Below are 20,582 nucleotides of genomic sequence, written 5' to 3' on the forward strand. Positions count from 1 at the left end.
ATCTCCGCGGCGAATTGCTCCGCGATGAACGCCGAGCCCGTCGGTGACGTATACCTCGCAGGCCGCCGTCGGGGCGACCGTTAGCCTCGGAGAGGACGGCGCGCATGACGGAGTCCGCCGGACGGAGCAGGGAGAGGCGCATGGACGCGTCTCGACGACGCATCGCGGGGGTGGGATTCGACCTCCGCCGCGCGTTCGACGACGACGGCAGTGCGCTGCTCGGGTATGCCGTGAACGCGCTCCGCGACCGTCCTCTCGCGGAAGATTGCGTGCAGGAGACCTTCTTCCGCGCCTGGCGAGCGCGGGAGCGATTCGATCCCCGAGAAGCCTCCGAGCGCACCTGGCTGTTCTCGATCGCCCGGAACGTGATCGTGGACGCCCTCCGCGCCCGCGCCCGGCTGCCCCTCATCGGCGACCACGCGGAGCTCGAAAGTCGGGCGGCGGAGGCAATCGATCCCCTCGAACGGCTGCGGATGCTCGAGGCGCTGTCGGTGCTCACGGAGGCGCATCGCACGGCCGTCGTCGCGATCCACCTTCACGGTCGCACCTACCAGGAGCTGTCGGATGCCACGGGCGTCCCCGTTGCGACCTGGCGCACCCGAACCTTTCACGCACTGCGCGCCCTCCGGGCGCACCTCGAAGAGATGGAGGAGCCCGATGCGCACTCCCGATGACCGCTGGGCCGAACTGGTCTCCGCCGCGCTGGCGGGAGAATTGACCCCCGCCGAGTCGGTGGAGTTCGAGGGGCTCCGTCGTTCCGACCCGGAGCGTGACGAAGAGTTCGCCGCGCTCGAAGGGGTCGCCGGGCGGCTGCGCCAGGGCGATCTCGGATGGACCACCCCCCGCGATGCGGGCGACCTGTTCGCGCGGATCGAGACCTCGCTCGACCGCGGCGCCTCGACGGCGGTCGGATCAGCGCCGATGGCTCCTCTCGCGCGGCGTCCCCGCCGGTGGGTCGTGCCGCTCGTGGGCGCGGCGTGCCTTGCCGCGGGTCTCGTGATCGGTGCGAACGGTGCCGGCGCGTTCCGTGCTCCCGCGCCCTCGGGCCCGCCGGGCACCCTCGGCGCCGTGGAGCAGATCGAGGTGCGCGACGACATCGGCGGCATCGATGTCTCAGCGGAGGTCGTCGCCCACACGTGGGGCACGGAAGCGTACCTGGAGGCGTCGGGACTCGACGTGGGAGCGACGTACGAGCTCGTCTTCGTCGGGGAGGACGGCACCGAGTTCAGCGCCGGAGAGGTGCTCGGTTCAGCCGTCCCCATCGTCTGTCGCATGAACGCGGCGGTGCTGCGCGGCGACGCGGCGCGAATGGAACTGCGAGACACCGGCGATGCCGTCGTCGCTCACGCGGAGCTGCCGGCGGTGTGACCCTCTGAACCGCGGGGTGCGTCAGCCGAGTTCGGTCGGGTGGGTCAGACGCCACCACAGGGTCGGTTCCTCGATCGCGCCCTTGATCTCGACCTCGGATGCCGTCGTCTGCGGGCCGGCCGTCCAGGTCACGGTTCCCACGACCTCGCCGTCTGCGTAATTCTGCGGCGTTCTGGTGTCGAGGTTCACCGTCACGGTTGTGTCCGACCAGGTGCGGAGCGCCGCATTCTCGGCGAGCACGAGGGACGCACGAGAGCCCCAGGGCGTGGAGATCGTGCCGATGTCGTCGCCGGCGGTCCCCAGGGTCAGGTCGTGGAACCCGTACTTGAGGCTCTGCAGCAAGAGCGCGACGTCTTCATCGGTGCTGTCGTGGGTCGCGCCGCTCATGCGCACACCCGTGATGCTCAGGGGGGCGCCGATACCGACGTCGAGGGTGGACGTGAAAAGGAGATTGAACGTCCCGTCGCCCAAGTTGCCGGTCTTCATGCCCGAGATTCCGAGGGTGCCGAGCAGATCGTTGGTGTTGGTGACGGTCCCGGGCCCCCGGACGGTGATCGACGGCGTCCGGACGATCGCGGCGACGACGGGGTTCGCCGCGGCGATGCGGCCGAGCGCCACGAGGTCGCTGGGCGTGCTCGTGTTGCGCTCGTCGATCCCGGTGGCATCCACGATCCGCGTGTCGTTCAAGCCGTTCGCGCTCAGCCACGACCGAGCCGCCTGTACATACGCCCCCTCGGAGCCGAACGCCCAGCGGGCGGTGGCGACGGCGTAGTTCGCGGCCGAGGGAATCAGCATGGTTGCGAGCGAGTCGTGCAGCGACATCGTCAGCCCGTCGGGCATCGATGCGATGACCGCATCCTGCACGTAGAACTGGTCGTAGAGATCGGTGTCGGCCTCGGTGAACGCGATCGTCGGACCGGGATCGCCCGGCCCGTCGAGCGGGTGGGCGTCGAGTACGACGAGGGCGGTGACGAGCTTCGCGATGCTCGCAATGGGCCGCGCGTCGTTGCCGCCCGACGAGGCGAAGGCCCCCGCGGCATCCGGTCCCAGATACTCTGCGCCTCCCTCGACGCTCATCAGCATCGCGCCGTCGGCGGGCAGGGCGAGGGATGCCGCCGGCCCCGCGGACGCGATCGGCGTCTGCGACGTGACGGTCGGTGCGGGAAGAGCGGCCGACGAAGCCCACCAGACGTATCCGCCGCTACCGCCGAGAACCACGAAGGTGATGACGAGGAAGACGATCAGCGCGATGCGGCCGGCACGGCCATTGCGCTGGGGTTCGCGAGGGGCGTCGTCGAGGAGGCTGTGGAAATCGGCGAGGGTACTCACGTCTCAGCCTCGGAGGTGAGCAGGAAGCGGGATGGGCAGGCGCGCACCTCTCGAATCTAACCCGGGGCATTGCCTCACGCCGAGACGAATTTCAAGCCCCCCACCGCTCGGAGAGAGGAGACCTACCGTGATTGCCATCGGGAAATACCCGAGGACCACACGGGAGGAGCCGCCATGGGACTCGACGACAAGATCAAGAACGCCGCTGAAGACATCGCCGGCAAGGCGAAAGAAGCTTTCGGCAAGGCGACCGACAACGAGCGTCTCGAAGCCGAGGGTCAGGGCGACCAGAGCAAGGCCAACGTCAAGAAGGCCGGCGAGAACGTCAAGGACGCCTTCAAATAAGCGCCCTCCCCGAATGCCCCGATCGTCACGGTCGGGGCATTCGTCGTTCTCGGGCACTCCGCACCGGACGAACGACACGGCGACTCCGTGCGCCCGCGACCACGCGCGGCTGACGACACGGCATGCCGTGATGGCGGCAGGAAGATCTTGCGTGACCGACCCGACCGACGTGACGGCCCGGGATGCCGTGGCTCCCACGGTGCGACCACGATAATGGCGACATGACCACTGCCGTTCCCACCGAGACCCCTACGCTCGTCTCGGGCACCCCCGTCGTCCTCCGCGCTCACGGCTACGAAGCCGCCATTGCCAGCGTCGGCGCCTCGCTCCGCTCATTGACACATGAGGGTCGCGACCTCGTCGTGCCGTTCGACGCCGACGAGCTGCGTCCCGCCTACCGCGGAACCACGCTGGCGCCGTGGCCCAACCGCGTGGTCGACGGCATCCATCATTTCGACGGTGTCGAGCACCAGCTCCCCCTCACCGAGCCCGACCGCGCTCACGCCCTGCACGGGTTGCTGTCGTGGGCGGACTGGAACGTCACCGACGCCTCGGACAGCGCCGTCACACTGAGCGCGACGATCACCGCGCAGGCGGGTTACCCGTGGTGGCTGGTGGTGTCGACGACGTACCGCTTGGATGCCGCCGGCCTCACGCAGACGGTCCGCGCGACGAACCTGTCGGACACTCCCGCACCGTGGGGGACCGGACCGCACCCGTACCTCGTCGCCGGCCCCGCGACCCTGGATGAATGGAACCTCACCCTCCCGGCCGACACCGTGCTCGAGGTGACGCCGGACCGTCTGTCGCCGGTGGCCCTGGCATCCGTGACCGTCGACGCCGACCGGTTCGACTTCCGCGAGGAGCGCGTCCTCGGTGCGGTCGAGATCGACCACGCGTACACGGGGCTGATCCGGGATGCCGACGGCCGGGCCGAGGTGGTGGTGACTGATCCGTCGGGCACCGGCGTGGCGATGAGCTGGGCCGGCGAGTGTCCCTGGGTGCAGATCCACACGGCCGACCTGCCCACCGGCCCCGGTACGCCCGGACACCGCGCCGGGCTGGCGGTGGAGCCGATGACCTGCGCGCCCGACGCTTTCAACGACGATGCCTACGACTTCGACACCGGCGTCGTCTCGCTCGATCCGGGCGCGTCTCACGAGGCGGGGTGGACCATCTCCGCTCGCTGACGCTCGATGACGACAGAACCGCCCCGGGTGAATCCCGGGGCGGTTCTGTCATGCGTGCGGGGCGTCAGACGACCTGTGCACCGCACATGCCGCAGTCGCCTCCGACGGACACCTCGACGAAGCAATCGGGGCACATAGTACGCGTGGGGCGGTCGGTGATGAGCGTCGGCCTCGGGCTCGCGCTCCGGCGCTCCGCGCGCGGGGCGGCGGCTGCCCGGGTGCGGGCGGCGGTGACGGGGGCGACCGGCGGCGGAGGGGGCGCGGCCGGCTTGTGCGCTTCGCAGTAGAAGCGGACGAACCCGTCGTGGTGCTTGGGGTGGCGGTGCTTGACCGCCCACAGCTCGGTGCGCTCGTAGAGCGGACCATCGGTGCCGCAGGCGACGCAGCGGGTGGCTTCGCCCGGCACGACATCGGCGACCAGGACGGGGGCGTCGAAGCGGATGGCATCGCGCCAGTCCTGCGACGAGACGATCTTCATGTGGGGGACCCTTCTTCGGCGGTTCGGGCCGCCTATGCCTCCACGGTACGCTCCTCCCCACCCCGGCGGACGCCGATCATGCGCGTAAGGGGTGGACACAGCCGCGTGGCCCCCCGTTAGGTTGGAAGGAATTCCCCGCGCCGCCTCGGCGGCGCCCGTCGAAGGAGAAGCATGGAACTCGCCGCATTGGGAGCCGTCGGAGTCATCGTGGCCATCGTCGTGGTGGTCGCGGTGGTCGTCATGGCCGTCCTCGCCCTGGTCATCCGCGGCTGGTATCGCGTCGCGAAGGCCGACGAGGCCCTGGTCATCGTCGGTAAGCGGCAGAAGAGCTCCGACGGCAACTCCTCCCGCATCACGGTCATCACGGGCGGCGGGGCGATCGTCAACCCGCTGACGCAGCGCGGCGAGATGATCTCGCTGCGAGCCCGCCAGATCAAGATGGAGCCGACCGCGCAGTCGTCCACCGGCGTCACGGTCAACGTCAGTGGCGTCGCCCTGGTCAAGATCGGCTCGGACCCCGAGTCGGTGCGTCGGGCGGCGGAGCGCTTCGCCTCGCAAGACAAGGCGATCGAGCAGTTCACCACGGAGCAGCTCGAGGGTGCGCTGCGCGGAGTGGTGGCGACGCTGACCGTCGAAGAACTCATGCGCGACCGCCAGCGCCTGTCGGACCAGATCGCCGAAGGCATCAAGCAGGACCTCTCTTCGCAGGGCCTCATCCTCGACTCTTTCCAGATCCAGGGCATCACCGACCTGAACGGCTACATCTCGGCGCTCGGTGCGACCGAGGTCGAGCGTGTCAAGCGCGAGGCCGAGGTCGCCCGCATCAACGCCGTGCGTGAGATCCGCGCGCGACAGATCGCGACCGACGAGGCCAACCTCATCGAGCAGACCGCGCTCGACAAGAACAGCGCTGCGGCCAAGGCCGAGGTCGGTCGCGCCAACGCCGAGGCCGAGCAGGCGGAGGCGCTGACACGAGCCGAGCGTCGGCAGGCCGTCCTGCAGCAGGAGGCGCAGAACACGCAGGCCCGCCTGGAGTCCGAGGTCTCCCGCGTCGCAGACGCCGACCTGTACCAGCGTCAGAAAGACGCCGACGCCGAGTCGTACTCGCAGATCAAGGCGGCGCAGGCGCGCGCCGCGATCGCCGAGCAGGAAGCGGCTGCGGTGCGCGTGCGTGCCGAGGCCGACGCGCAGGCCGTGCGTCTGGCCGGTGAGGCTCGCGCTGAGGCCATTCGCGCTGAGGCGGAGGCGCTGTCGCATAACCAGGAGGCCCTGCTGGCGCAGCGCGCCCTCGAGGCATTGGTGCCGATGATGGCCGAATTCGCGAAGGGCTACGACCGGGTCGGCAACATCACCGTCCTCGGCGGGGAGGGAGCCAGCGGGCACCTGGCGACCGAATCGGCCACGGGCCTCCGGGCGTCGTTCGAGGCCGTGCGTGCGGCGACCGGCATCGACCTGACGCAGATCATCCAGGGCCGCGTGGTGGCCGACGCGTTCGCAGAATCGACGCGCCGTCCCGCGGCGTCCGCGGAGAAGACGTATCCCGCACCCACCGTGCCGCCGGCAGAGCCGACCGCACCTCAGTCGGGGGCCTGAGGGCCGCGGACCGTGCCCGAAGCTCCTGAGGTCGAGGCGCTCGCGTCGTTTCTGCGCGAGCGCCTCCTCCGACGCACCGTGACCGGTGTCGAGCTCGTCGAGGGCCGGGCGCTGAAGACCCGCGGGCGCCCGCTCGACGAGCTGATCGGTCGCGACGTCACCGGCGTGACCCGCCACGGCAAGCACATCGACGTCGACGTCGAGGGCGTGCACCTCGGCCTCGGATTCGGGCGGGCGGGTTGGGCGACGTGGGACGAGGGGGCGGTCGCGGAGCGGCCGGACGACGCGCCGGTCGCGGCGGTCATCGCTCGCCTGATGTTCGACGACGCCGTCCTGGGCGTCACAGACGCGGGGGACTGGCTGTCGGTGCAGCTCCACGTGGTGGATGCCGCGGACGACGTTCCCTCGGTCGCCAAGCTCGGTCCGGATGCCGCGGATCCCGCCTATTCTCGAGCGATGCTGGCCGAGGCGCTCGGCGGTCGGCGCAAGCAGCTGAAGGCGCTGCTGCAGGAGCAGGAGACGCTCGCCGGGATCGGCAACGCCTACTCCGACGAGATCCTCTTCGCCGCTCGACTGTCGCCCCTGGCGCACGCGGCGGCACTGACGGACGACGAGATCACGCGGCTGTGGAGTGCGCTGCACGACACGATGGCCGCCGCCGTGATCGCCCGCCGGGGGGTGCCGATCGCCGGGCAGAAGGCGGCGAAGGTCGCGGCGATGCGGGTGCACGGGCGTACCGGTGAGCCGTGTCCGGACTGCGGGGGCGTCGTCGAGGACATCCCCGGCACGAAGGGTGGCGGGCAGTGGTGTCCGTCCTGCCAGGGCGCCGACTGATCCCTACGCACGAGGGGCTCCGGACCGCGGTCCGGAGCCCCTCGTCTGCTGCTGAGTCAGGCGGTCTGGCCCGAGTGCGTGCCCTCGGCGACTTCTTCGACGAGCATCGCGTTGAACGCGGGCAGGTCATCGGGGTTGCGGCTCGACACGAGCCCCTGGTCGACGTGCACCTCTTCATCGACCCACGTCGCACCGGCGTTACGCAGGTCGGTCTGCAGCGTCGGATAGCTCGTGAGCGTGCGGCCCTCGAGCACGTCGGCCTCGGTCAGGATCCACCCTCCGTGGCAGATGACCGCGACGGGCTTGTGCTGATCGAAGAAGTCGCGGGTGAACGACACGGCATCCTTGACGATGCGGATGTCGTCGGCGTTCTGCACGCCTCCGGGCAGGACCAGGGCGTCGAAGTCGCCGGCCGACGCACCCGACACCGCGAGGTCGACTTTCTGCTTGTGGCCCTTCTCGCCGCTGATGCTGCCCTCGTTCGGCGAGACCAGCACGGCTTCGGCGCCGGCGGAGGTCACGGCCTCCCACGGGCTGGTGAGCTCGCTGTCTTCGAATCCGTCTGTGGCCAGGAAGGCGATGCGCTTGCCGCTGAGATCGGTCATGGTTCGACTCTCTCTTTCTCGATCGGGGGTCGTTGCCACGCTAGGAATGGGCGTCGCACCCGAGGCGGGGGTTGCGGATGCCGGGCGAGGAGGGTAATCCCGTCGCGCTCCGGGGGCGTCTGAGACGTGAGCCCGCCAAGGCGACCCGTCGCGCGCGGTGGGGCGCCCGAGGTGGGGATGGTCGACGCTGCGCCGTCGTGCGCGGCCCAGATGCGCCGACGGCGCACGCAGCCCCGTCGCGTACGCACGGGCGTAGCATGGAGTCCATGTCCGGTGACACGATGTCTGACGCGAAGCCCGCTGAGAAGCCGCTGATCACGCTGCTGAACGCTCCCGCCGAGGAGGCGGACGACGCCGCGCGGCCCGCATCGCAGTGCTGCGGCGGCGGTTCCTGCTCGCTCTGAGCCTGTCGCTCGCGGCATCCTGATCCGGGTCTGCCCGGTCAGGGTCTGCTCCTGCACCAGTACATCACCGTTGCGCGCGCTACTCGCGGTTCGGAGAAGCCCGGTGCTGCTGTTGCGTCGCCTGAACCGTGACGGATCTGAAGGCAGTCGCTGAGCCGTGAAACCGCAGACGGGACCGGCCTGCCCGAGGCGTTGCGTCGGGCCGGGTCGACGCCGCGTCGCCCGCGTCTGGACGACCCCGTGCCGCCCGCGTCAGAGCGCCGGCGATGGTTCTCCTGAGTCGCGCGCGTCAGTGCGCTGGCGGTGAGCTTTCGCGCCGCCCGCGTCAGTGCGCCAGCGGTGTTGCCCCCTCGAGCTGGTCGGCGGGCTTGCGGATGAGGAACGCGCCGATGATGAGCGGCAGCGAGATGACCGCCGCGATCAGGAACGCCACGCGCGTGCCGGCGGCATCCGCCTCGAGCCCCGTGCCCGTCGAGGCCGACACCGACGACATGATCGTGACGAGCAGCGCGATGCCCGCGGCGCCCGCGACCTGCTGCACGGTGCCGACGATGGCCGAGCCGTACGAATAGAACCGGGGCTCGAGCGAGCCCAGGGATGCCGTGAACAGCGGCGTGAACGACAGGGCGAGACCGAGCATCATGACCGTCTGCACGCCGATGAGCAGCGGGAACGACGTGTCGGTTCCGAGGGTGGTGTAGAACCACAGGGTCGCGCTGACGATGATCGCGCCGGGGACCAGCAGGATCTGTGTGCCGAACCGGTCGTAGATGCGGCCGATCACGGGGCCGGCGAGGCCCATTGCGAGCGAACCCGGCAGCACGGCGAGCCCGGTTTCGAGCGGCGTCTTCTCGAGCACCGTCTGCAGGTACAGCGGCAGCAGCGTGATCGCGCCGAAGAAGGCCAGTGACATCACGCCCAACTGGGCCACCGACAGGGTGAAGTTGCGGGAGCGGAAGACACGCAGGTCGAGCAGCGCGGAGTCGGTGCGCTGCAGACGCAGCTGTCGCCAGACGAACGAGGCGAGTCCGATGACGCCGATGGCCAGCGACACGACCAGAGTGACGAGCGACGCGTCGGCGGCTCCGGCGTCACCGCCGTGTCCGCCACCGATCTGGCTGAGGCCGAACACGAGACCACCGAAACCGAGCGCCGAGAGGATGACGCTGGTCACGTCGATGGGGGCGTTCCGGGTCTCGCCGAGGTTGTGGATCCACCGCGCGCCGACGAAGAGCGCCACGAGTGCGATGGGCAGGACGATGCCGAAGATCCAGTGCCAGCCCAGCGACTGGAGGACGAGCCCCGACATGGTCGGGCCGATGGCGGGCGCGAGCGCCATGACGATGCTGACGCGACCCATCATGCGGCCGCGCTGGGCGGGCGGCACGATCGTCATGATCGTCGTCATCAGCAGCGGCATCATGATCGCGGTACCGGATGCCTGGATGACGCGGGCCACGACGAGCACTTCGAATCCGGGGGCGAGGAAGGCGACCAGGGTGCCCGCCGAGAACAGCGACATCGCGGTGACGAACACTTGGCGCGTGGTGAAGCGCTGGAGAAGGAATCCGGTGATCGGGATGACGACCGCCATCGTCAGCATGAAAGCGGTGGTCAGCCACTGGGCGGCGACGGCGGTGATGCCGAGGTCGCGGATCAGGAACGGAATCGCGACGTTCATCGTCGTCTCGTTCAGGATCGCGACGAAGGCGGCGGTGAGCAGCAGCCAGATGACGCGGCTCTGCTCGGCCGTGACGCCCGAAGAAGTCTGGGGCGGAGCGGAGGAAACGGTGCCGGTGGCGGCCATGACGAGGTCCTATTCGTACGGGGGCTTCGTGGCGCCACGGGGGTGACTGCGATGAGCGACAACGGAGCCGGACGTCGAGATATTCCGACGTCGAGAGAAAAACCTGGGGAGGGATGCCGCAGAGGGCGAGGCCCGAGTCTAGCGGGCACCTCCGACACCGGTCAGGCGGAGCCGGTGTCGGCGGTCGGACGTAGGCTGGCCCGCATGAACCCGGGTGGTGTGGGCGGAAGCATGTTCCGCGGCGTCGACGCCGACGTGCAGCGCCGTCGGAACGCCCAGGCGCCGCGCGTCGCCGACCTGGGCCGCCGCGTCGTCGAGCTGTTCCGGCCCTACCGGTGGCGGATCGCCTTCACCGCCGTTCTCGTCGTGGTGGGCGCCGCTGTGGCCGTCATCCCGCCGCTGCTCGTGCAGCGGATCTTCGACGACGCGCTGTTCCCGGTCGATGGATCGAGCCCCGACCTCGGGTTGCTGGCAGAGCTCGTCAGCGTGATGATCGTGCTCTTCCTGCTCTCGGCCGGGCTGAATGTCGGGCAGACCTGGCTCACGGCCACGGTGGGCAACCGCGTCACGGGTGATCTGCGCACGCGTCTGTTCGACCACCTGCAGTCGATGGAGCTCGGCTTCTTCACGCGCACGAAGACGGGTGTCATCCAATCGCGTCTGCAGAACGACGTCGGCGGTGTCTCGGGCGTTCTCACGAACACCGTCACCAGCATCCTGGGCAACGCCGTGACCGTGATCGCATCGCTGGTCGCGATGATCCTGATCGACTGGCGGCTGACCTTGATCGCCGTCGCCCTCATGCCGTTCCTGATCTTCGTGCAGCGGCGGGTCGGCCAGGTGCGGGCGCGCATCGCGGGCGAGACGCAAGAGAGCCTGTCTGAGCTCTCGGCGATCACACAAGAGACGCTGAGTGTGTCGGGAATCCTGCTGTCGAAGTCCTTCAACCGCCAGCGGACCGAATCGGCGCGTTTCGATGCCGAGAACGACAACCAGGTGCATCTGCAGGTGCGTCGGGCGATGAGCGGTCAGGGCTTCTTCGCCGTCGTCCAGGTGATCATGTCGAGCGTGCCGGCGATCATCTACCTTGTCTCCGGCTACCTCATCGGCGGGGGTGCCGGGGCGATCACTGCGGGTACGATCGTCGCCTTCACCACGGTGCAGGCGCGCCTGCTCATGCCGCTCTTGGGGCTCATGCGCGTCGCGCTCGACGTGCAGACCTCGTCGGCGCTGTTCGCCCGCATCTTCGAGTACCTCGACCTGAAGCCGGCGATCGTCGATGTGCCCGACGCGCCCCCCGTGTCGGCGGCACCCGGACCGCTGGGCCGCATCGAGTTCCGTGATGTGGAGTTCCGCTATCCCGACGCTCCGGCGCACACGCGTCCCACGCTCGACGCGGTGTCGTTCACGGTCGAGCCCGGGCAGCACGTCGCGTTCGTCGGGCCGTCGGGCGCGGGTAAGACGACCATCCTCTACCTGACCCCGCGCATGTACGAGGCGTCCGGCGGCGCGGTGATGTTCTCGGGCGCCGACGTGCGTACCCTCGACCGTGCTTCGATCGTCGACGAGATCGGCATCGTTTCGCAAGAGACGTATCTCTTCCACGCCACCGTGCGCGAGAACCTGCGCTATGCGCGACCGGATGCGACCGACGACGAGATCGTGGCCGCCTGCCGCGCCGCGAACATCCACCACGTGATCGCGTCGTTCGAGGCTGGCTACGACACCGTGGTCGGTGAGCGCGGGTACCGCCTGTCGGGCGGCGAGAAGCAGCGCATCGCCATCGCGCGCGTGCTGCTGAAGGACCCGCCGGTGCTCCTGCTCGACGAGGCGACGAGCGCCCTCGACACCGTGTCGGAACGCATCGTGCAGGAAGCTCTCGAGACCGCCTCGCACGGACGCACGACTCTGTCGATCGCGCACCGACTGTCGACGGTGATCGGTGCCGACCGCATCCACGTCGTCGACGCCGGGCGCATCGTCGAGTCGGGCACGCACAGCGAGTTGCTCGCCGCGGGCGGCCTCTACGCGAGCCTCGCGGCCGAGCAACTCGCCGCCTCTTTCGTGCTCGCGGAGGAGCAGCAGGATGCAGCGGGTCTCGCACACGCCGCGCTGCCCGCCCGCCGCGCCGATGAGCCGCCGGCCTAGCGCCCGACTGGCACGGGCACGAGGCTGAGTCGGGCTCGGTCGCCTCGCTTGCGCCGGCAGCATCCTGGCGCAGAGCGACGACACCGAGCCCGTGGAGGGTCTGGGCGTGCGGATGACAGTGGCTCCGATGGGCTCTCCCGCCTCGCCTGCCGGGCCGGCTCAGGCCGGCAGCGTCTCCACGAACGCCTCCAGCGCCACCCGGTACGCCGGGTCGGCGTGCGTCTCGCCGATGCGCAGCAGCGGGGGAAGGTCGAGCGTACGGATGAGCGACGCGCGTTCCCGCACCGCCGCGTCGGCCCCGGCTGCCCGGAGCAGGGCGATGCCCTCGCCGAGTGCGTCGAGGTAATCGCGCAGCACGTCGAGCTCGCCGAGGCGCTGGGTGATCGAGCCGCCGTCACGGCGCTGCCGCCACTCGACGACCACATCGGGCATCACGTCGAACGTCTCGGCGAGCGTGTACATGCGCTGCGCGAGCACCTGATCCTCGTAGTAGCGCCCCTCGGGGAAACGCAGGTCGTGCGTGCGCCAGAAGGCCGTGCGGCTGACCTTCGACCACGCGACGATGTTCCCGGATGCCGCGGGATGGGCCGCGAGGGTCGTCCCCTCCCGCGTCGGGTCGGTGGCCGCGGCGACCCACGGCTGCACGTCGCCGGCCGTGTAGCCGTGGCCCTCGGCATCCGGTCGCAGACGAACGTATGCGCCCACGACGAAGTCGCTGCCCGTGCGTTCGAGGGTGTCGGTGAGGCGCGTCAGCGCGTCGGGCCGCATCCGGTCGTCAGCGTCGAGGAATGCCGTGTACGGGGTGTCGACGAGGGTGAGTCCGGTGTTGCGTGCGGCGCCGAGGCCGCGCTGCCGGTCGTGTCGCACGAAACGGAACCGCGGGTCGGTGGCGGCGGCGTCGGCGAAGATGCGGGTCGTGTCGTCGGTGGAGGCATCGTCGACCAGGACGGCGGTCCAGTGATCGTGGCTCTGCGCGCGCAGGGAGTCGAGCGCCTCCGCGGCGTACGCGGCGACGTCGAAGCCGGGAACGATGACGGTGACGGCGCGGGAGCTCACCCGCGCGATCCTATGGCCGAAACAGCATCGGCGACCGCATCGGCCACCGCTTCCAAGGATATCGTGAGCGCGTGCGGCAGAGTGAAGCGCACGGCGGTCCGTGCGTCGTCGTGTGCAACGCCGAGCGCCGTGAGCACGTGCGAGGCCTCGTCGCTGCCGGCGGCGCACGCGGATCCGCTGGAGGAGACGATCCCGCGGCGCTCGAGCTCGAGCAGCACCGTCTCGCCGTTGGTGCCCGGGAAGACGAAACTCGCCGTACCCGGCAACCGCCGGGTGGGGTGTCCGGTCAGCCGGGCGCCGGGAACGAGGGCGAGCACCCGGGCGATGAAGGCGTCGCGGAGAGCCGACAGCCTCGCGACCTCGTCGAGACGCTCCGCCTCCGCGAGTTCGAGCGCTCGGGCGATGGCCACCGCTCCGGCGACGTCGGGAGTGCCCGAGCGGCGCCCGCGCTCCTGTCCGCCGCCGTGCAGGAGCGGTTCGAACGGCAGCCGGCCCCGGACAGCCAGGATGCCGGTGCCCTTGGGGGCCGCGATCTTGTGACCGGCCACGGTCACGGCATCCGCTCCGAGCCCGGCGAGGGGCAGCCACCCGGCGGCTTGGACGGCGTCGAGGTGCAGCGGCACGCCGCGGGCGTGGGCGACGGCCGTGAGGGCGGCGGCATCCTGGATCGTGCCGACCTCGTTGTTGGCGTAACCGATGCTGACCAACGCCGTATCATCGCGGAGCGCTGCGTCCAGGACCTCGGGCGTGAGGATGCCCGTCGCGTCGACCGGCGCGTGGGTGACCTCGACCCCGTGCAGGCGCGCGAGGTAATCGGCCGAGGCGAGCACCGATTCGTGCTCGATCGCGGTCGTGACGAGGTGTCGGCGCCCGGATCCCAGAACGAGGCCCTTGATCGCGGCGTTGTTCGACTCGGTGCCGCCGGAGGTGAACATGACATCGCCGGCGCGCATGCCGAGCACGGCGGCGACGCGGCGGCGGGCATCGTCGAGCGCGGATGCCGCGGCCCCGCCCACCTCGTGCTGGCTCGACGGGTTGCCGAAGAACCGCGTGAGGTAGGGAGCCATCGCCTCGAGCACCTCCGGGCGCACGGGGGTGGTCGCGGCGTTGTCGAGGTAGAGCGTCACGCCGTCTCGATGCGGATGTCCAGACCCAGATCCAGAGACGGAGCCGAGTGGGTGAGGGCGCCGACCGAGATGACGTCGACCCCGGTCTCGGCGATCGCGCGCACGGTTTCGAGGGTCACTCCGCCCGAGGCTTCGATCTGGGCGGCTCCGGCGATGCGGGCAACCCCCACCCGCAGGTCGTCGAGCGAGAAGTTGTCGAGCATGATCGTGCCCACGCCCGCGGCGAGCACCGCGTCGATCTGGTCGAGACGATCCACCTCCACCTCGACGTGCGTGGTGTGCGGGAGCCGGGCGATCGCGCTCTCGAGAGCCTGTGTCACCGACATCCCGTTCGCCGTCAGCACGGCGAGGTGGTTGTCTTTCGCCATCACGGCGTCCGAGAGCGAGAAGCGATGGTTGTGGCCGCCGCCGTCGCGTACCGCCTGACGCTCGATCGCACGCAGGCCCGGAGTGGTCTTGCGGGTGTCGACGATGCGGGCGCCCGTGTGCGCGACCTCGGCCACGTACCGGCTGGTCAGCGTCGCGATCCCCGACATGCGCTGCACGAAGTTCAAACCGATCCGCTCGGCGGTCAGCACCGCTCGCGCGGGACCGGTGACCACCGCGAGCGTGTCGCCCGACGAGAAGTGCTGCCCGTCGGCGGTCCGCTGCTCGACCACGACGGATGAGTCCGTGAGCGTGAAGGCCGCAGCGAACACGGCGGCGCCGGAGAAGACCCCGTCGACGCGCGCGACGAGTGCCGCCCGCGCGGTCGCATCGGCGGGGATGAGCGTGTCGCTGGTGAGGTCGCCCCAGGGTGCATCTTCTTCGAGGGCGGCCGAGACGACGCGATCGATGGCGGTACGGGTCAGCATGCGAGGACCTCCTGGGTGAAGGGAGCGGATGCCGCGTCGTCGCGCGCGGCGGCGGAGGAGCGGGCGGGGTGGGGCGTCGCGACGACCGCGCCGGTCGCACCCACGGCGCGGGCTGCCTCCCTCATCGTCGTGTCACCCGTGGCGAGGAGGACCGGGATCCCGGCATCCGGGGCATCCGACCGGTAGTGCGCCCCGACCGATCCGGTGCGCGCCCGGGCGGCGGCGACGACGTGGCGGGCGACGAGGAGCAGATTGGCGTCTTCGACCGACCGCGGAGAGGGGTCGGCGCTCCACGCGGCGAGGATGCCGGCCGCACGTTCCAGACCGGCGGCGGCGCGGACGAGGCCGGCCTCTGCCCACATCACCCGCTGCAGCTCGGTGCGCGAGAAGGGCGGGGCACCCGCGGACGGGCGCGGCTTCGGCGGCGGCCCGGCGGCTTCGGGCCCCGCTGGCGGAGGAGCCGGCCACTCGAGGCCCCGAGCCACGGCATCCCCCGCGCGTGCACCGAAAACGGCCCCCTCGAGCAGCGAATTGGATGCCAGGCGGTTCGCACCGTGCACGCCGGTGCGGGCCGTCTCGCCCACCGCGTACAGCCCTGGTACCGTCGTGCGCCCGTCGAGGTCGGTCACGATTCCGCCCATCAGGTAGTGCGCCGCGGGGGTCACCGGTATCGGATCCACGGCCCAGTCCAGACCGCGCTCGCGCACGGCGGCGTCGATCGTGGGGAAGCGCTGCGCGAGATGCTCGGCTCCCAGCGCCGTGGCATCCAGACGCACCGGACGGCCGTTCTGGGCGGCCATCGCCCGGGCGTTTGCGCGGGCGACGACATCGCGCGGCGCGAGCTCGCCGTCGGGGTGGGCGTCGAAGCAGAAGCGGCGTCCGGCATCGTCGATGAGGGTCGCGCCCTCCCCGCGCACGGCCTCGGAGACGAGGAAGGGCGCGCCCGCGGCGAGGGCGGTGGGGTGGAACTGCACGAACTCGAGGTCGGCGACCTCAGCACCCGCACGCAGGGCGGCCGCTATTCCGTCGCCGGTCGCGCCGAGAGGGTTGGTGGTGTGCGCGTAGAGCTGGCCCGCGCCGCCCGTCGCAAGGATCACCGCGTCGGCGTCGATGCGCTCGCCGCCGTCGAGCTCGACGCCGACGACGCGCCCGCCGCGCAGCACGAGGTCGCGCAACAGCGCCTGCTCGCGCACACGCAGCCCGGCGGAACGTATGGCGGCACCGAGCGCCGCCTGGATCTCCGCCCCGGTCGCGTCACCGCCGGCGTGCAGCACCCGCGGCATCGCGTGCGCCGCTTCGAGCCCGCGGGCGAAGCCGCCGTCGGGCGCGCGGTCGAAGTCGACGCCGCGTGCCACGAGTTCGGCGATGAGCGCGGGCCCCTCACCGACCAGCACGTTCACAGCGGCCGCGTCGTTCAGCCCTGCGCCGGCGGTTCGCGTGTCGGCCGCGTGCGAGGCGACGCTGTCGGCGGGGTGGGTGACGGCGGCCACGCCGCCCTGCGCCCAGCGCGTGTTGGTCTCGGACAGGTCACCCTTCGTCACGATCGTGACGCGGCATCCGTTCTCCGCCGCGTGCAACGCCGCCGTGAGGCCGGCGATGCCGCTGCCCACCACGACGACGGTGGTCATTTCACCGCACCGCTGGGCTTGGCCGCGAGCATGCGCTCGAGGGCGAGCGTGGCGGGGGCGGCGACGTCGTCCGGGACCGTGATGCGGTTGACGACGTCACCTGCGACGAGCGACTCCAGGACCCATGCGAGGTAGCCCGGGTGGATGCGGTACATCGTCGAGCAGGGGCAGACCACGGGGTCGAGGCAGAAGATCTCGTGCTGCGGGTACTGGGCCGCTAGGCGCTGCACGAGGTTGATCTCGGTACCGATCGCGAAGGTCGTGGGCTCCGTGGCGGCGGCGATCGCCTTGCGGATGAGGTCGGTGGACCCCGCTTCGTCAGCGGCATCCACGACGTCCATCGGGCACTCGGGGTGCACGATCACGCGGACTCCGGGGTGCTCGTCACGCGCCTTGTCGATCTGGTCGACGGTGAAGCGGCGGTGCACCGAGCAGAATCCGTGCCAGAGGATGACGCGGCTGCCCTGCACCTGCTCGGCGGTCGAGCCGCCGAGGGCCTTGCGCGGGTTCCACATCGGCATCTGCTCGAGCGGCACGCCCATCGCCTTGGCGGTGTTGCGGCCCAGGTGCTGGTCGGGGAAGAACAGCACGCGACGCCCGCGCGCGAACGCCCACTCGAGCACCGTGCGGGCATTGGAGGAGGTGCAGACGATGCCGCCGTGCCGGCCCACGAAGCCTTTGATGGCGGCGGAGGAGTTCATGTACGTCACCGGGATGACGGGTACGAGGCCGTCGGCATCCGGGGTGTCGAGGTCGCCGAGCACGTCTTCGAGCTGCTCCCAGCACTCCTCCACCTGATCGATGTCGGCCATGTCGGCCATCGAGCACCCGGCGGCGAGGTTCGGCAGGATGACGGCCTGCTCGGACGTCGACAGCAGGTCGGCGGTCTCTGCCATGAAGTGCACGCCGCAGAAGACGATCGCCTCGGCCTCGGGGTGCTCGAGGGCCGCATTGGCGAGCTGGAACGAGTCGCCGACGTAATCGGCGTGCCGCACCACCTCTTCGCGCTGGTAGAAGTGCCCGAGCACGACGACGCGGTCGCCGAGCGTCTGCTTCGCCGCACGGATCCGCGCATCGAGCTCGTCGTCGGACGCGTCGCGGTACCGCTGCGGCAGCTCTCCCTGGCGCGGCGCACCCGTGGGGATGACGTCGCCCATCGACGAGCCGGGGCCGTACCCGGGACGCGTGTCGAAGTCCCACGGGCCGACGGCGAGGTCGGTGGTGCACGTGGCGTCGATCGACGCGCCGGAGACGATCGCCTGGATCGCGTGATCGACGCTCGGGTCGATCGCGGGGCGGGGCTGCAGGGTGAGGGGTGTGGCGGCCATGGGCGTTCCGATCAGTGACGGGTGGAGAGCGGGCCGCGGTCGGCGAGCTCCACATCGCGGTTGTAGCGGTACAGACGGGCGGGGCGGTGGCTTCCGGTGCGGAAGCGCTCGGTGGGGATGAGGGTGTCGGACGTGTCAACCTGGCGGCGGAAGTTCGCCGGGTCGAGACGCTTGCCGAGGATCGTCTCGTTGACCTCGCGGAGGTCGGCCAGCGTGAACTCGTCGGGGAGCAGACCGTGTGCGATGCGGCTGTAGCCGACCTTGTTGCGCAGGCGCCACAGCGTGTACTCGACGATGTCGTCGTGGTCGAAGGCCAGGGGCGGCAGGTCGGTGGCGTCGAACCACTCGACGTTCTCGGGGGCGTCTCCGCCCCGCGCGTGAGCGGCGACCTGTGCGTCGACTTCGTCTGAGCGCAGCAGCGCCCAGTAGACGATCGACACGACGCGCGTGGGAGAGCGGTCGACGGCGCCGAAGGCGTAGAGCTGCTCGAGATAGCTCGGCGTGAGTCCCGTTGTCTCGGCAAGGGTTCGGGATGCCGCGACGTCGAGCCCCTCGGCCGCGTCGAGCCAGCCGCCGGGCAGCGCCCACCTGCCGGCGAAGGGGTCGCGGGTGCGGCGGACGAGGGGGAGTGAGAGCACCGGTTCGTCGTGCTCGTCGCGGCGCACGCTGAAGATCACGGTCGACACCGCGACGCGCACGTCGGCATCACGGGTCTCGGGGGCGGGGGTTCTTGTCATGGTGACCATATCTCCGCGTCCGATCTTAGTGTCATCTCGACCCGAAGGGCGAATCAGCGTTGCAGCGTGGGAGTCGGGGGTGGGGCCCTGGGCGGTCTGAGCGGGGCGGGCGGGTTGTGGGGTGGCGCGGGCGGGTGGGGCGCGACTTGCACATTGGGGCGGGTGGCGTCCGCCCCCGTACCCAGAATGTGCCCCGAACTGCAGCGGGATGGAGGGCCTGCGAGCTGGGGCGGGCGGTCGGGGCACGACATGTGCACCGGGGCGGGGGAAGTCCGCCCCACTGCACGAATCGCGCCCCGGACCTCGACGGGGCGGGGTCGGCGGGGTACGCGGGGGCTTCCCCGCGTGTGGGGCGCAATTCGCGCGTTCGGGGCGCGATCCGCCCGGCCCCAACGCGCCAAACCCGCCCCAAGCCCGAGCGTCAGCCCGACGCGGCGTCGGAGTCCGGGACTCCACCGTCCCCGGTCGCGTCGAAAGGGTTCTCTCAGACGCGCGGCCTAGCGTAGAAGTCGGATTGGGGAGGTCGGATGCCGATCATCGACATCGTTCTGATCGCCCTGCTGGTGATCGCGCTCATCACGGGCCTGGCACGGGGATTCCTCGCGACCATCGGCTTCTTCGCCGGTCTCGCCGTCGGCGCCGTGGCCGCCTACTGGGCGACGCCGTTCGTGGGGCAGTGGGTCACCTCGCCGTCGTGGCGCGGGCCGGCGATGATCCTCGCCGGCATCCTGCTCCTGCTCATCGGGTCGGGTCTCGGTACCGCCGTGGGCGGCTTCATCCGTCGAGGTGCCGATCGCATCAAGCTCCGGGTGCCCGAACGTCTCCTCGGTGGAGTGGTCAACGTCGCCGCCGCGGCGCTCGCCATTTCGTTCGCCGCCGGGTCTTTGACGCCCGTGGGGGTGCCGGTCGTGTCGGCAGCGCTCGGTTCCTCGACGGTCGTGCGAACGATCGACGACCTGACTCCGGCGCCGGTACGCGGCGCGCTCGCCGAGCTTCGCGGAACCGTCTTCGCCGAAGGCATCCCTCGCCTCGGGCAGCTCATTCAGATAGGCCCCGTTCCGAGCGCCCCCGCGGTCGCGCTCGACGATCCGGCCCTGACCCAGGCGGCACAGTCGGTCGCCCGCATCTCGGGCACCGCGTACGCGTGCGGTGTGACATCGAGCGGGTCGGGGTTCGTCGTGGCCGCTGACCGCGTGATGACGAATGCCCACGTGGTCGCCGGTGTCGACACCCCGGTCGTGGAACTGCCCGGTCGCCCCGCCCGTGAGGGACGCGTGGTCTACTTCGATCCCATCGACGACATCGCCGTGGTCGCCGTCGACGGTCTGGATGCCGCGCCCCTCCCCGTCGTCTCGACACTCGACGTCGGCTCGCCGGCCGTGGTGCAGGGATACCCCGGCGGAGGTCCGTTCACTTCGGGGAGCGCCCAGGTGCTGTCGGAGGGAACGGTTCCCGTCCCCGACATCTACGACGGTTCGTCCGCGCCGCGCGACATCTACGCCCTGGCCGCGATCGTCCGCCCCGGTAACTCCGGCGGACCGCTTCTCACCACGGGTGGTGAGGTCGGCGGCATCGTGTTCGCCCGCTCCGACACCGACGACAACGTCGGGTACGCCATGACGCCGGCCGAGCTCGAGCCGGTCATGGGGCAGATCGACGCGCTGACGGCGCCGGTGGCATCCGGGAGCTGCGCCCGGGGCTGAACGGGGCGGCCGAGTGCTCCTTATGGGTGGGCATCTGCCCGGGCTGCC

19 protein-coding genes are annotated in these 20,582 nt (G+C 70.6%); 9 read left to right on the plus strand and 10 right to left on the minus strand.

The genetic code is table 11. From position 1 onward, the window contains the following. Positions 1-140 precede the first annotated feature (140 nt). Positions 141-674, plus strand: coding sequence for a sigma-70 family RNA polymerase sigma factor (locus tag ASF76_RS04305; protein ID WP_082484861.1), 534 nt, complete (start codon positions 141-143; stop codon positions 672-674). After that, entirely contained in the window at positions 658-1,368 is a 711-nt protein-coding gene (locus tag ASF76_RS04310; protein ID WP_055953573.1) for an anti-sigma factor, read from the plus strand. Before ASF76_RS04305 ends, ASF76_RS04310 begins: the two co-directional genes overlap by 17 nt. A 21-nt stretch (positions 1,369-1,389) precedes the next feature. On the opposite strand, the gene ASF76_RS04315 is transcribed toward ASF76_RS04310, so the two are convergent. After that, positions 1,390-2,697, minus strand: coding sequence for a D-alanyl-D-alanine carboxypeptidase family protein (locus tag ASF76_RS04315; RefSeq protein WP_235561234.1), 1,308 nt, complete (start codon positions 2,695-2,697; stop codon positions 1,390-1,392). 174 nt (positions 2,698-2,871) lie between these two features. Between ASF76_RS04315 and ASF76_RS16620 the strand changes: the two genes are divergently transcribed. After that, positions 2,872-3,042, plus strand: a complete 171-nt coding sequence (locus ASF76_RS16620) for a CsbD family protein (RefSeq protein WP_082484862.1) — start codon at positions 2,872-2,874, stop codon at positions 3,040-3,042. A 221-nt stretch (positions 3,043-3,263) separates the two neighbouring features. Further along, a complete protein-coding gene (locus ASF76_RS04320) occupies positions 3,264-4,232 on the plus strand; it encodes an aldose 1-epimerase family protein (protein WP_055953576.1) in 969 nt (322 codons plus the stop codon). A gap of 64 nt (positions 4,233-4,296) precedes the next feature. Here ASF76_RS04320 and ASF76_RS04325 read toward each other — a convergent pair whose 3' ends face one another. Further along, positions 4,297-4,710, minus strand: a complete 414-nt coding sequence (locus ASF76_RS04325) for a hypothetical protein (protein ID WP_055953579.1) — start codon at positions 4,708-4,710, stop codon at positions 4,297-4,299. 171 nt (positions 4,711-4,881) lie between these two features. Here ASF76_RS04325 and ASF76_RS04330 point away from each other — a divergent pair, with 171 nt between their 5' ends. Continuing rightward, entirely contained in the window at positions 4,882-6,303 is a 1,422-nt protein-coding gene (locus tag ASF76_RS04330) for a flotillin family protein (RefSeq protein WP_055953582.1), read from the plus strand. A gap of 12 nt (positions 6,304-6,315) precedes the next feature. Next, positions 6,316-7,137 carry a DNA-formamidopyrimidine glycosylase family protein gene (locus ASF76_RS04335; RefSeq protein ID WP_055953585.1) on the plus strand — a complete coding sequence of 274 codons (822 nt, stop codon included), beginning with the start codon at positions 6,316-6,318 and terminating at the stop codon, positions 7,135-7,137. A gap of 56 nt (positions 7,138-7,193) precedes the next feature. Here the strand turns inward: ASF76_RS04335 and ASF76_RS04340 are convergent, their stop codons facing one another. Next, positions 7,194-7,742: a type 1 glutamine amidotransferase domain-containing protein gene (locus tag ASF76_RS04340; RefSeq protein WP_055953588.1), complete on the minus strand. Its 549-nt coding sequence runs from the start codon at positions 7,740-7,742 to the stop codon at positions 7,194-7,196. A 266-nt stretch (positions 7,743-8,008) separates the two neighbouring features. On the opposite strand from ASF76_RS04340, the gene ASF76_RS17005 reads away from it, so the two are divergent. Beyond that, complete coding sequence (locus ASF76_RS17005) at positions 8,009-8,146, plus strand: hypothetical protein (RefSeq protein ID WP_156459144.1); 138 nt, start codon at positions 8,009-8,011, stop codon at positions 8,144-8,146. 325 nt (positions 8,147-8,471) lie between these two features. Here the strand turns inward: ASF76_RS17005 and ASF76_RS04345 are convergent, their stop codons facing one another. Then, complete coding sequence (locus ASF76_RS04345; RefSeq protein ID WP_055953591.1) at positions 8,472-9,953, minus strand: MDR family MFS transporter; 1,482 nt, start codon at positions 9,951-9,953, stop codon at positions 8,472-8,474. A gap of 204 nt (positions 9,954-10,157) precedes the next feature. Between ASF76_RS04345 and ASF76_RS04350 the strand changes: the two genes are divergently transcribed. Continuing rightward, positions 10,158-12,101, plus strand: a complete 1,944-nt coding sequence (locus ASF76_RS04350; protein WP_055953594.1) for an ABC transporter ATP-binding protein — start codon at positions 10,158-10,160, stop codon at positions 12,099-12,101. 159 nt (positions 12,102-12,260) lie between these two features. On the opposite strand, the gene ASF76_RS04355 is transcribed toward ASF76_RS04350, so the two are convergent. The 6 genes from ASF76_RS04355 to ASF76_RS04380 are packed head-to-tail and all read right to left on the minus strand — an operon-like array spanning position 12,261 to position 18,831. Then, positions 12,261-13,157, minus strand: coding sequence for a glycosyltransferase family 2 protein (locus ASF76_RS04355; protein WP_055953597.1), 897 nt, complete (start codon positions 13,155-13,157; stop codon positions 12,261-12,263). Then, a complete protein-coding gene (locus ASF76_RS04360; protein ID WP_082484863.1) occupies positions 13,154-14,284 on the minus strand; it encodes a cysteine desulfurase family protein in 1,131 nt (376 codons plus the stop codon). Before ASF76_RS04360 ends, ASF76_RS04355 begins: the two co-directional genes overlap by 4 nt. Beyond that, positions 14,281-15,138: a carboxylating nicotinate-nucleotide diphosphorylase gene (gene nadC, locus ASF76_RS04365; RefSeq protein WP_055953600.1), complete on the minus strand. Its 858-nt coding sequence runs from the start codon at positions 15,136-15,138 to the stop codon at positions 14,281-14,283. The genes ASF76_RS04360 and nadC overlap by 4 nt, the downstream gene beginning before the upstream one ends. Beyond that, positions 15,132-16,766: an L-aspartate oxidase gene (gene nadB / locus ASF76_RS04370; RefSeq protein WP_082484864.1), complete on the minus strand. Its 1,635-nt coding sequence runs from the start codon at positions 16,764-16,766 to the stop codon at positions 15,132-15,134. Before nadB ends, nadC begins: the two co-directional genes overlap by 7 nt. After that, positions 16,763-18,094 carry a quinolinate synthase NadA gene (gene nadA, locus ASF76_RS04375; RefSeq protein ID WP_055953603.1) on the minus strand — a complete coding sequence of 444 codons (1,332 nt, stop codon included), beginning with the start codon at positions 18,092-18,094 and terminating at the stop codon, positions 16,763-16,765. Before nadA ends, nadB begins: the two co-directional genes overlap by 4 nt. Before the next feature lie 11 nt (positions 18,095-18,105). Continuing rightward, on the minus strand, positions 18,106-18,831 hold the full coding sequence (locus ASF76_RS04380; RefSeq protein WP_055955282.1) for an NUDIX hydrolase: 726 nt from the start codon (positions 18,829-18,831) through the stop codon (positions 18,106-18,108). Between the two features lie 527 nt (positions 18,832-19,358). Between ASF76_RS04380 and ASF76_RS04385 the strand changes: the two genes are divergently transcribed. Then, positions 19,359-20,534, plus strand: coding sequence for a MarP family serine protease (locus ASF76_RS04385; protein WP_055953606.1), 1,176 nt, complete (start codon positions 19,359-19,361; stop codon positions 20,532-20,534). The last annotated feature ends 48 nt before the right edge of the window (positions 20,535-20,582 follow it).

This window comes from Microbacterium sp. Leaf151, from assembly GCF_001424225.1.
Lineage (GTDB): Bacteria > Actinomycetota > Actinomycetes > Actinomycetales > Microbacteriaceae > Microbacterium.